Origin of the sequence: Dysgonomonas sp. 37-18 (assembly GCF_001899125.1) — a bacterium.
Taxonomy (GTDB): domain Bacteria; phylum Bacteroidota; class Bacteroidia; order Bacteroidales; family Dysgonomonadaceae; genus Dysgonomonas.
Window position 1 is genome coordinate 127,178 of sequence record NZ_MKVC01000008.1, and the last position, 12,916, is coordinate 140,093.

6 protein-coding genes are annotated in these 12,916 nt (G+C 38.0%); all 6 read left to right on the forward strand.

Annotation, left to right across the window (positions count from 1 at the left end; translation table 11 throughout):
* The first annotated feature begins 68 nt into the window (after positions 1-68).
* The gene (locus tag BGO84_RS03475) at positions 69-641 is read left to right on the forward strand and encodes an RNA polymerase sigma-70 factor (protein ID WP_291027674.1); all 573 of its coding nucleotides are present in this window, start codon (positions 69-71) and stop codon (positions 639-641) included.
* 110 nt (positions 642-751) lie between these two features.
* A complete protein-coding gene (locus tag BGO84_RS03480; RefSeq protein ID WP_291027676.1) occupies positions 752-1,744 on the forward strand; it encodes a FecR domain-containing protein in 993 nt (330 codons plus the stop codon).
* Between the two features lie 293 nt (positions 1,745-2,037).
* Positions 2,038-5,286, forward strand: coding sequence for a TonB-dependent receptor (locus BGO84_RS03485; RefSeq protein ID WP_135106458.1), 3,249 nt, complete (start codon positions 2,038-2,040; stop codon positions 5,284-5,286).
* A 33-nt stretch (positions 5,287-5,319) separates the two neighbouring features.
* Positions 5,320-6,855 (forward strand): RagB/SusD family nutrient uptake outer membrane protein, encoded by a 1,536-nt coding sequence (locus BGO84_RS03490; protein WP_291027678.1) that lies wholly within the window; start codon positions 5,320-5,322, stop codon positions 6,853-6,855.
* A 76-nt stretch (positions 6,856-6,931) separates the two neighbouring features.
* On the forward strand, positions 6,932-9,226 hold the full coding sequence (locus BGO84_RS03495) for a GH92 family glycosyl hydrolase (RefSeq protein WP_291027680.1): 2,295 nt from the start codon (positions 6,932-6,934) through the stop codon (positions 9,224-9,226).
* A 54-nt stretch (positions 9,227-9,280) separates the two neighbouring features.
* The gene (locus BGO84_RS03500; protein WP_291027682.1) at positions 9,281-12,889 is read left to right on the forward strand and encodes a glycosyl hydrolase; all 3,609 of its coding nucleotides are present in this window, start codon (positions 9,281-9,283) and stop codon (positions 12,887-12,889) included.
* The last annotated feature ends 27 nt before the right edge of the window (positions 12,890-12,916 follow it).

Below are 12,916 nucleotides of genomic sequence, written 5' to 3' on the forward strand. Positions count from 1 at the left end.
TTAATCAATTTTATGCAAAAAAATTTATACGTTTGACTTTTCTTTTGTGAGGCTTAAACAATTTTAGCATGAATAACTCAAATGAACTCAATGCTATTCTGAAAAGGATATCTGAGAATGACCCTTATGCCTTTCGTTTATTCTATGATAAGTTCTATATTCAGATATATCGTTTTGCCAGTTATTTTATAAAGAATAATGAAACTAAAGAGGAAATCATTTCTGATGTTTTTTTTAGTATATGGCAAAACAGATTAGAATTATTGAATATAGATAATATTGTCGCATATCTTTTTACTATAACCCGCAATAGAGCTCTCTATTATATCAACAAATCAAAGAATATTGAATCCTTAATTATCGATGATATCCCCTTGGGGATGGCCTCGAGTGATCTGACTCCCGAGGAGATTTATATCAATGAAGAACTTGTTTTGGCTATACAGAGTGCAATAAATGAATTACCCGAACGATGTAAACTGATATTTCTGATGGCCAAAGAAGAAGGCTTGAAATACCGAGAAATAGCTGAGATCTTGTCCATTTCAGAAAAAACGGTAAATGCACAAATCGTAATAGCTATTAAAAAACTTGCTTATATCTTGAAGAAAAAACTGATTGTTTTTCTAGCTATTATATAAGTAATTTCTCCCTTTTATATATTTTTTCTATAAAAAGATACTTTTTTCAAGGAAAGGCTTAGATGTCTTTCTTTTTTTTTTACTCTATACTAATATAAACCCACGATACAATGATAAAAGACAATCCTGAAATATTGCCTGCGATAGTGGCTGTAATAAATAAGACGGCAACTAATCAAGAAAAGATGTTAGTTGATAACTGGCTTTCAGAAGACGAAAGAAACTATGCTATTTTTGAAAAATTACAAAAGATAAGATATAACGGATCATTTGAGCATGCTTATGATTCTAAAGAAAGAATATTTAATATTATTCAGAACAGAGTTTCTAAATATTCATATAAGAGAAAGACAAAAATGTGGCAATATATATCTGCCGCTTCAATTGCACTTCTTATCATCATTGGTGGTCTAAGTTTATTTTCAACAATAAAAGATGAAAATATATCCTATGTAGAAACTAAATGTGAATATGGCTCAAAATCAAAAATAACGCTCAGTGATGGCAGCATTGTAGAATTGAACTCCGGATCGGTCTTGAGATATCCAAACTCCTTTTCAGGAAAAGAACGAGTGGTGGTATTAGAGGGTGAGGCATATTTTGATGTAGCGAAAAACAAACAACAACCTTTCGTAGTAAAAACTAATAGTATTAATGTAAAAGTGCTGGGTACTCATTTCAATGTTAAGGCATATTCTGATGATAATAAGATAATCACAACTTTATTGGAAGGTTTAGTGAAAGTTGAGAAAACAGATTCTTTACTAAACGAGCAGTCTATCATATTGTCTCCGAATCAGCAATATGTATTTGATAGACTATCCGGATCGGTCAATATAAATGAAGTTGATGCTTCTATGTATGCCACATGGCGGAATGGTAGTTACTACTTTGATGCCGAAACGTTTTCCGATATTGTAAAAAAACTCGAAAGAGGCTTTAATATTAGGATTGACATAAAATCACCCCGACTCCAAAACGAGCTGTTCTCGGGAGTCTTCGACAGAGGCGAGAGTATTCAACAAATTCTCGATTTATTCAAAAAACATCGGAAATTCGATTATAGACAAGCAGGAAATGTAATAGAAATATACGAAATCTAAGATCTAATAACTAATAATAAAAACACTAAAGAGCATGGATACCTCATAAATGTAAAAAAGAATCGGAAAATGTTAGCTCCATTTCCCGATTCAGTAAGTTTTCGCAATAAAGTTATCTCAAAATTATTAACTAAAACTAATGCTAAAGTATGAAAAATTATTTTAGAAAAACATTTTTTGCACCTCTTTTTTACCACAAAAGACTTTTTAGAATTATGAAACTGACTCTATTTCTTACAGTTGCAATTGTGTTTTCATTATCAGCATCGAACAGCTATTCTCAAAATATGAGAATGAGTTTAAAACTTGAGAATGTCAAACTGAAGAATCTTTTCTATGAGATTAAAAAGCAGAGCGACTTCTCTTTTTTATACAATAACAATGAACTTGATAATGAGAGTCGAGTAACGCTTTCAGTTAAAGATCGTACTATAAGTGATATTTTAGACATTGCCCTTAAAGGCAAGGGTTTGGCGTATGAAATAGATGGAAAATTTATTCTGATCTATCCAGCTGATTCTAACAAGAAAGAAGAGTTGAAACAGCAGATTCAACAACAACAAAAGAAATCCATCAGCGGAACTGTGAGAGATGCTAAAGGAGAACCGATTATTGGTGCTAGCGTTGTTGTCGAAGGTACAACGAATGGGGTTGCTACTGATGAAAACGGGGCGTTTAACCTATCTATTACAACTGGCAACTCTATAAAAGTTAACTTTCTGGGTTTTACCGAAAAAGTACTTCCGATAAATGATCAAACCAAGTTTGACATTATCTTGCAAGAAGACACAAAGTATTTGGATGAAGTAGTTGTGGTAACATATGGAACCCAAAAGAAAAGAGACATAACAGGTGCCATCAATACGATAAAAGGAGATGCCTTGACTGATATACCGGTAGCCCAAATAGGACAAAAGCTTCAAGGTCAGGTAGCCGGTGTGCAAATTAATCAAACATCCGGAGCTCCCGGACAAGGTATGGCATTTCGTATACGTGGCGCTGCATCTATCAGTAATGCAAGTGAGCCATTATTTGTTGTAGATGGGATTCCAATATCAACAGGATTGAATAATATAAACCCCGATGAAATAGAAACTTTCTCGGTACTCAAAGATGCTTCTGCTACGGCTTTATATGGATCTCGGGCTGCAAATGGAGTAATACTCATTACTACTAAAAAAGGGAAGAAGGGAAAAACACAAGTTACTCTACACGCAAATTACGGCGTTCAATCTGTTAATGGATTGCAGGAGATGAATGTCATGAATGCCCGTGAGTTTGCCCAGTTCAAGAAGGAGTTTTATGAAGATCAAATTAAATACGAAGGATCAACAGACCCTGTGCCTGAAATGTATCAGCATCCCGAACAGTACGGAGAAGGTACCAATTGGTATAAATTATTATTAAGGTCGGCTCCTATTCAGAGTTATAGTTTAAGTGTGTCCGGCGGAAATGATTTTATGACCACAGCCGTAATAGGTGGATACTTCAAGCAAGAAGGAGTAGTGAGAAACTCTAATTTCGAACGCTACAACCTACGTGTCAACAATGAATTCACATTGCACGAAAAAGTTAAACTAGGCTTTAATGTAGCCCCTGTATTTCAAATATACAATAACCAAAACACTGATGGATACCGCGAGATTCTAAGTGCTTCTTTGATAGCTGACCCATGCCAAAGTCCTTATAATAAAGATGGAAGTCTGAAGGTATCACTCGAATCGCCGGGAATGTTTGGACAGCCAAACTGGCTTCGCTATCTGGACGGACGATTAAACAATACGAGAACCATAACCTTGATAAGTAACGCTTATGCGAACATTGATATATGGAACGGATTGAAATACAAATTTCAGGCTGGAACCGATATAGGCTACTCTCGAAATCGTCAATGGGCATCATCTCTTGTTGGTGGTGGGTTGTTTACACCTCCTCCGGTAAAGGCTGAAGGCTCTTATGATACTGGAACATACTATAACTGGACAATAGAGAATATGCTGTCTTACGACAAAACATTCGGAAATCATGCGATTAGTCTCTTGCTCGGATATTCCGCCCAAAAAGTAAATTCGGAATTCAGCTCTATCACCGGAACTGATTTTGCTGACGATGAGGTACCTTGGCTCGATGCCGCAGCCACAACAAAAGGTTCGAGTTCGACCACCGAATGGACTGTGGCCTCACTTATCGGACGTGCCAATTATACATATAAAGACCGTTACCTACTTCAAGCTACAATTCGTAAGGATGGCTGTTCCAGATTCGGAGAAGGAAACAAATATGCTACATTCCCTTCAGTTTCGGGAGGATGGATTGCCTCGGAAGAATCCTTTATGAAACCGGTGACCAAAGTAATGAACTATCTGAAGTTAAGAGCTAGCTATGGTGTCACAGGTAATAACAATATTGGAGACTACAGTTATATAGCTACATTGAATAAAAATAACTATGTGCTCGGTGGAACATTAGCACCCGGAAAATCATTAGGAAACATAGGCAACAATGACCTTACATGGGAAGAAACAAAACAATTAGATTTGGGTGTCGATGTCGGATTTCTCAATGACCGTATTTTCTTTATGTACGATTATTATAGCAAGATTACAGACGGATTGCTATATCAGATAGATATCCCTTGGTCATCGGGGTTCAGCGATATTTCGGCTAATGTTGGCCGATTCGATACATGGGGACATGAGTTTACGCTAGAATCTAGAAATATAGTAGGAGATTTCAACTGGAAAACAAACCTCAATATAACAATACCCCGTAATAAAGTTGTAAAATTAAGTACTAACAATACACCTATAGGAGGGGACGAACGTTATGCCGACTGGAATAGATTACAAGTAGGACAACCTATCGGTGTATTCTATGGATATGTTTTCGACGGAGTTTATATGACTCAAGAAGAATTTGATACCCAACCTAAACACTGGTCATCGGAGGTTGGTACTGCCCGAATGAAGGATGTTGACAAAAATGGTTATATAGACGAAAATGACAGAACAATCATAGGTAATCCCAATCCGGATGTCCTGTATGGTATTACAAATGAGTTTTCGTGGAAGAATTTTGATTTAAGTGTATTGATCAGCGGTCAACTTGGGGGTGATGTGTTTTTAGGTTCTTCCGACAATTCGTTCAATCTTGATGGTGTATTCAATGTAGATCGCGAAGTTAAAAATCGTTGGCGTTCGCTCGAAAATCCAGGAAATGGTAAAGTGCCTAGAACACTAACTGGTACAACTGAGATATTCCGTCTAAAGCATAGCGGATGGGTATATGATGCATCGTATATGACCTTACGAAATGTTACATTAGGATATACAATTCCGTTCAAACCGAACAAATATATATCAAAGGCTCGTATATACTTCTCAGGACAACAATTATTTACTGTAACCGGTTATCCTGGACTAAACCCCGAAATAAACAATAATGAGGCCGGAAAGGGTCTTAGCTGGAGTGGAATGGGTGTTGATATGACTACATATCCTATTCCAAGAACATTTACTATCGGCTTAGATATTACTTTTTAATAATATACAAATTAGTATTCAAAATTATTGATTATGAATAAAATATATATAGCATGCCTATCTGTAATGTTGCTATTCTACTCATGCAATGAGAGTTTTTTGAACCTCAACCCCGAAAGTAGTTCTACAGAAGCATCGTTTTATAAAACAGAAGACCACTTCAATCAGGCTATAAATGCTGCATATGCAAGCATGCGCACAATTATAAACATTGGCTACATTGTTGGCGAAATGCGATCTGACAATACCCATTATACACGCAACAACAATGAACGAATGGATAGCAATTCATTCCGTGAAGATGTTGCTAACTTTTTAGTTACAAGTCAGAATTATACGGTTTCGGAACTATGGAGCAGCTGTTACAATACAATAGCCCAAGCAAATACAATATTAGCACGTTTAGACGCCACCGATTTGTCCGATACTTTCAAGAACCGCATAATCGGACAAGCCAAATTTATGCGAGCTTGGGCTTACTTCGAACTGGTTCAGTGTTATGCTCGCATACCAATACAATTAACGGAAGTAAAAACTGCTGATCAGGCTTTTCCCGTACAATCTACACCGGAGGAAGTTTATGCGGTTATTATCGATGATGTAAAAGACGCAATAGACAAACTCGAAACAGTTGAATTTCCACAAGACGGTTCTGCGACAAAAGGGGCGGCCAAAATGCTGTATGCATATGTACTAATGACCAAACCAAGCCCGGATTACTCTACTGCTGAAAGTCAATTAGATGATGTCATAAACAAAATGGGGTACGACTTATTGCCTCATTACGCAGATGTATTCGATACATCAAAGAAAAATAGCGTTGAGCACATATTTTCTGTACAGTATCAGATGGGAAATCAAGGACAGGAAAGTAACTGGCTTTATCTCTTTATGCCTCGCACAAAAGAAGGGGAACTCATTACTGGTGTGGAGTTCAGCAATACAACATCCACCGGAGGATGGAATGTACCTACACAAGCCATGATCGATTCATACGAACCAAATGACTTGCGTCTCGACCCATCTGTGGCCATCGCAGTAGGGACAATAGAGAACGATGCATTGGTAGTTGCAAATGTATTCAAAGTAGGAGACCCACGTATAAATAATTATGAAACTGCACTTCCTTTTGTAAACAAATATCGTCACACACATACCAATATTTTCAATACTGACGATAACTGGCCGGTTTATCGCTATTCGGATGCATTATTGTTGATGGCAGAATGCCTTGTCGATCAAAATCGCGGAGCGGAAGCTGTTCCATTTGTAAACAGAGTACGGACACGTGCCGGATTACCTTCTGTATCGGTTGTTACAGCAGATGTTGTAGCCAATGAACGTAAGCATGAATTGGCTTTTGAAAATCATCGTTGGTTCGATTTGGTACGTACAGGCAAAGCAATAGAGGTTATGACAGCGGATGGAGCATATATCAAATCGATAGATAAGGATGTTTCGTCAAGAGCATATAATGTCAAAAAAGAGAATCTTATATTACCTATACCATATAGGGAATTAAGAATAAATAAAAATCTTACACAAAACCCAGGCTCCGAACCTCAGTAAGAGTTATAGGATCATACTCAAAACAGGAGGGCTTCCATAAGAGAACCCTCCTGTTTAAAATCAAAAACAATATTCCATGAAGTCAGATATATGTATTTATACCAAGGTATTGGTATTGATATGCTTTTTATTTATAATCGAGGGCTCTTGTAAAAGTCAAAATGCTTATAACGAAGAGTATAACCTCACGAAATATGTTGACCCATATATAGGAACAGGTGCTCATGGACATGTTTTTATGGGGGCTAATGTCCCATTTGGCGCTGTTCAGTTAGGCCCTACAAATATTTCTCATGGCTGGGATTGGTGTTCAGGCTACCATATTTCCGATTCCACAATTCTCGGTTTTGCTCATATGCATCTTAGTGGAGTTGGTACAGGAGATTTGGGAGATATTGTATTGATGCCGGTTACAGGATATGTAAAATTAAGAGAAGGGATACATGGCGATCAATCTTCGGGCATGTATTCATTATTTAACAGAAGTACAGAAACGGCAACTCCCGGGTATTATGCTGTGCATCTCAATAGATACGATATTGATGTTGAACTCACAGCGACGAGAAGAGTTGGCTTTCATAAATATATATTTAAGAACAAGGCTGCATCAGATCCTCGTGTTATCATAAATCTCGAAGCGGGTATAGACTGGGATAGCCCCTCTGAAGGGTATTTAATACAAGAAAACGATACGGTTGTTTCGGGCTATCGTCTTTCTACAGGATGGGCAAAAGATCAACGAGTTTATTTTACCGCTGTGTTTTCAGAGCCAATCAACAAATTCTCCCTATCAGACTCTGTTTCTGTAAAAGATGGAATCTCTTTAACCGCAAGGAAAGTGTATGGAGAAGTATTCTTTACATCCTCTACGAAAAAGAAAGAAATATTAGTGAAAGTTGCTATTTCTCCGGTCAGTATAGAGGGTGCTAAAAGAAACTTACAGGCAGAACTACCCGGATGGGATTTCGTCAAGGTTAAAGATGAAGCCAATAGAGCATGGAATAAAGAGTTGAATAAGATAAATATAAAGACGAATGATTCGACCGTCCTACGCAATTTTTATACAGGACTTTATCATACTATGATAGCTCCGTCTGTTTTTTGTGATGTTGATGGGGGCTACTTTGGAGCTGATCTCAAAAATCATTATTCAACAGGTTTTACCAACTATACAACTTTCTCTCTCTGGGACACCTACCGTACTGCTCATCCGTTGATGACAATTATTCACCCCGAAATGATGCCGGATATAATTAATACCATGCTTCAGATTTATAAAGAACAGGGGAAACTGCCTGTTTGGCATTTGGTAGGAAACGAAACTGATGCTATGGTTGGCAATCCAGCCATTCCGGTTATAGCAGATGCATATCTCAAAGGGATAGTAGGGTTTGACAAAAACCTAGCCTATAATGCTATGAAAACATCGGCTCTATTAGACGAAAGAGGATTGAAAGAATACAAGGAATTAGGCTATTTACCTTGCGACAAGATGAAAGAATCTGTTGCAAAAGGTTTGGAATATGCTCTTGCAGACTGGGCATTGGCTCAAGTTGCAAAAGAAAGGGATATGAAAGACGACTATGATTATTTTTTGAAAAGGAGTAATTCTTTTGCTCGATATTTCGACAAAAAAATAGGATTTATGAGAGGCATTATGTCTGATGGTAAATTTAGAGAAGAGCCGTTAAATCCTTTTTTATCGGCGCATAAAGAGAACGATTATACCGAAGGCAACGCATGGCAGTATACATGGTTAGTCCCCCAAAATGTAGAAGGGTTGGTTAACTTATTCGGAGGCGAAAATGAATTTATACAAAAGCTTGATTCATTATTTGTCATCGAGGGAGATATGGGACCCAGTGCTTCGATGGATATAACCGGACTTATAGGACAATACGCACACGGGAACGAACCAAGCCATCACATTCCATATCTGTTTTCGTATGTAGGTCAGCCATGGAAAACAGCAGAAAAAGTCCGCAAAATAATGACAACTCTCTACCACGATCGTCCTGATGGTATTTGTGGAAATGAAGATATTGGACAAATGTCGGCATGGTACATTATGTCTGCTTTAGGATTTTATCCCCTTGCTCCGGCCGGAGGCACCTATGTATTCGGAAGTCCCCTAATAGAAAGAGCTACCATTGATCTGGGAAATGGGAAAACATTTGTCATTAAGGCGAATAATAATAGCCCTCAAAATATATATATACAGAAAGTTTCACTTAATGGAAAGGCTTATACCAAGTCATACATTAATCATGCAGATATTATTGCAGGCGGTGAGCTTATATTTGAAATGGGAAGCATTCCATCTGAAATATTTGGTGTAAAAACAACCGATAGGCCTCAGTCAATACAATGAATTTTGCTCTATAAAATGATATTTCATTCTTTTAGTATTAAGAATATTATGACTATGAAGACTCGAATAATATTACTTCTTTTTGCTTCAATCTGTATTCTTCAGATCAAATCACAAACACAGAAGTATAAAGGATACCCTTCGCAGAGACCTGATATCGATGTGCTTGGGGAATTCAAGTGTCCACCAAAAGGATATGGAAATGTTCCTTTCTATTGGTGGAATGGCGACGTATTGAATACAGAAAGACTCAAAGACCAGCTCGATATACTCTCTTCGGCTGCTATAGACGGGTTTGCTGCAAGTTATATCCATCAAGATCCTGAAGTAGATATTAAGGCTCATAAGAATGGTTTCGGCTTGTTCGGCAAAACCGAACCGGGAGAGCCTAAGATCTTTTCGGAAAAATGGTGGCAAATATGGAAATGGTTTACCCAAGAATGTGCCAAAAAAGGTCTCGGCGTGGGACTAGACGACTATACAATAGGGTGGATCGGCAACGGATATTATCCTGATAAACTAGTAGAAGATTCCAAATTTAAAAATTATAAAGGGAAACTCGAAATACAATCCATAGCGATAAAAGAGGATAGTACCCTTAATTGTAAAATTCCACCAAATATACTCGCAGTAGTTGCCTATCCCGGAAAAATAGATTTGAGTAAATATATTAACGAGGGCAGATTGCTGTGGAGAACTCCGAACGGAAAGTCCTGTAAAGTATATATTATAACTACAAGTAACAGTTATGCATTACACCCCGATTATGGGAAAGAACTCGTTGATGTATACTTTGCTGATTTTGAGAAGAAGGTGGGAGATGCGGCAAAGGCAGGAATGAATTATTTCTTTCAGGACGAATTGTCGTATCCTATCGAAATTGGTTCGTGGTCGGAAGATTTCCGCAACGAGTTTGAGAAAAGAAAAGGATATGACATTCTGCTCTATCTGCCGGCTTTGAAAGAAAATATAGGCGATATAACACCTAAGGTACGTATCGATTATTGCGACGTTTTAATGGATTTGGCAGAAGACCGATACTTCAAACCAATATATAACTGGCATGCCGAAAGAGGATTAATATACGGTTGCGATAACTTGGAAAGAGGTATAAACCCTTTAGCATATGTTGATTATTTCAGAGCAAACAGTTGGTATACAGCACCGGGTAACGATGCTCCGGCAAGGGGGTCGAGTTTTATGTCTACAAAGGTCTCGAGCTCGATAGCTCATCTTAACAAACGTCCTCGCACCTGGCTCGAAGCATTCCATAGTATGGGGTGGGGGAGTTCGGGCTCATGGCTTACCCATCAGATTGATCATCACTTTATGGCAGGTGGCAATCTTGTATGCATGCATGGTCTTTATTATTCTACCCATGGAGGCTGGTGGGAGTGGGCACCGCCCTGTTTTCATTTCAGGATGCCTTATTGGCCTCATATGAAAAAATGGCTCGAATACACCCAACGGTTGAGTTATCTTATGAGTCAAGGACACCATGTGTGTGATATAGCACTCATGTACCCTACCGAATCGATGCAAGCATATTCGACCTCGACCCCTAAGCAAGTATTTGATTTAGCTCAAAAAATGAGTGACGGAGGACTCGATTACGATTTTGTCAACTATTCGTTTTTACAGAAAGCTACTATCGAAAAACAATCTATATCTATTGCCGATGAAAAATATAAAGTAATAATATTGGCGGATATGGAGGCAATACATCACAGTTCACTCTTGAAGATATTAGAGCATTACCGTGCCGGAGGTATTGTGTTAGCTACAGGAAAACTGCCTAAAGCAAGCACTCTGTCTGGAGAAAACAGCAACGAAGTTGATGCTATTGTAAAAGAGATATTCGGTCTTACATCGGCTCAAGCATATGAAGGAACAACTGCTCGTAAACAGACAAATTCAGCGAATGGAGTAGGTTTGTATCTGTCTGATATGGACTCTTTAAATTCTGTTGTGCAGTCATTGATTGTTCCGGATTTCAAACCAAATGGAAATAAAGGAAAAGTACTTCATCGCAAAGTTGGAGACCGTGATATATACATGGTAATGGATGTCCCTAAAGATACAGAATGTTTTTTTCGAACAACAGGGAAAGTTGAGCTTTGGGATGCCCACACTGGCAATATGCAAGATTATCCCGTTGTTCGTCAAACAAAAGATGGAACCTATTTATTGCTAGAAAAAGAATCTGAAAATTCATACTTATTTGTCTTCTCTCATGGAGAACCTATACTTGCCAATAAAGTGCAGAAACAAGAACAATTAACCTCTGAGATTTTATTGGATGGAAAATGGGAGGTAGAACTGTTACCTACTATGAATAATAAGTGGGGTGATTTTCGCTTACCTGCATCTGAAGAATTGATTGGTGCTGAAGCAAGGTCTTTTCGTAATAGTCCGGCTACAAATACAAAGACCGATTGGGTCAAATCGGATTTCGACGACTCCCACTGGCCGGAAGACATCTATGGTTATGGTCCACAGGCTTTTCTCGACACTGTGTCAAAAGATATTTCTATAACAGATGCGATTCATCAGACAAAAGAAAAAGAGAGCGTCCTTTATAATTTCTCATGGCAATATGGAGTTTGGGATAACCCCGGTTCGCAGGGTATGCACGGGCTGAAAGGGAAAGTTGACGACCGCTTTTTTATATTAAACAGCGGAGGTCATCAGATTTATCAGACGTACATTTATGCACCCCACAATGGCATATATAAAATTCAGATAGACGGAACAAGACCATATACGATTTTGATAGATGAGAAAAAGGTGGATGATCGCTTCATACTTGCGAAAGGTTGGCATAAATTATTGATTGCATATGCTGATACTAAGCAAATAAATTACAGAATGGAAAGAGGTGCCCTCCACGACTTTAGAGATAGAAGTGCTGTGATATTATTTCCGGATACAGTCGTCTTGCCAACGAAAGATTCATCTTATTTATCTTCCGTTTCTATGCGCTGGCTGAACACAAAGCATTTGATATATGATCCTTATAGAGGTAAATATAAGCGTTGGAATTACCGTTTTCGTTCTGTTCCCGGTCTCTATGAAATGGAATTTAAGATAGCTGGTTGCGACCTGAAAGTATGGATTGATGGAGTAACTATCCCTAAAGAGAATATCCGGTTACTTAAACAAGACATGCAAGGAAGTAATATTTATCGGGTTACCTTACCTCATATACAAAAGGAAGTAGGGTGTGTTGCGTTTTCGGTCGAACGGAAAACAGGATATCAAGGGACAGCAGTGTTATGCGAACCAATTAAATTACGAACTGCAAAGGGACTTATGAAAAGAGGAGATTGGTCTAAAACCGGAGCTTTGAAATATTATTCGGGGGGAATGTATTACAGAACGGATTTTTCACTAGACTCTTTGTCTGGGAATATGAAAGCTATGTTAGATCTGACAGATGTGATTGCGACTTGTGAAGTTAAGATAAACGGACAATCGGCTGGAATATTAATGAGTCCTCCTTATCAAGTGGATATTACTCCTTACTTGTTACCGGGGATTAATAAAGTTGAGATATTGGTCTATAGTACCTTGGCTAATCATTACCAAACGATACCGACTCCATATCGCAGTACACCCGAAGCCGGACTAATAGGCCCGGTAAAAATAAAGATATATAACTAGTTGTATATTAGTATAAAAAAATAATTA

Bases quoted from the DNA above. Each gene is read 5' to 3' on its own strand.
- BGO84_RS03475 (WP_291027674.1), top strand. From the start codon at position 69: ATGAATAACTCAAATGAACTCAATGCTATTCTGAAAAGGATATCTGAG.
- BGO84_RS03480 (WP_291027676.1), top strand. From the start codon at position 752: ATGATAAAAGACAATCCTGAAATATTGCCTGCGATAGTGGCTGTAATA.
- BGO84_RS03485 (WP_135106458.1), top strand. From the start codon at position 2,038: ATGAGTTTAAAACTTGAGAATGTCAAACTGAAGAATCTTTTCTATGAG.
- BGO84_RS03490 (WP_291027678.1), top strand. From the start codon at position 5,320: ATGAATAAAATATATATAGCATGCCTATCTGTAATGTTGCTATTCTAC.
- BGO84_RS03495 (WP_291027680.1), top strand. From the start codon at position 6,932: ATGAAGTCAGATATATGTATTTATACCAAGGTATTGGTATTGATATGC.
- BGO84_RS03500 (WP_291027682.1), top strand. From the start codon at position 9,281: ATGAAGACTCGAATAATATTACTTCTTTTTGCTTCAATCTGTATTCTT.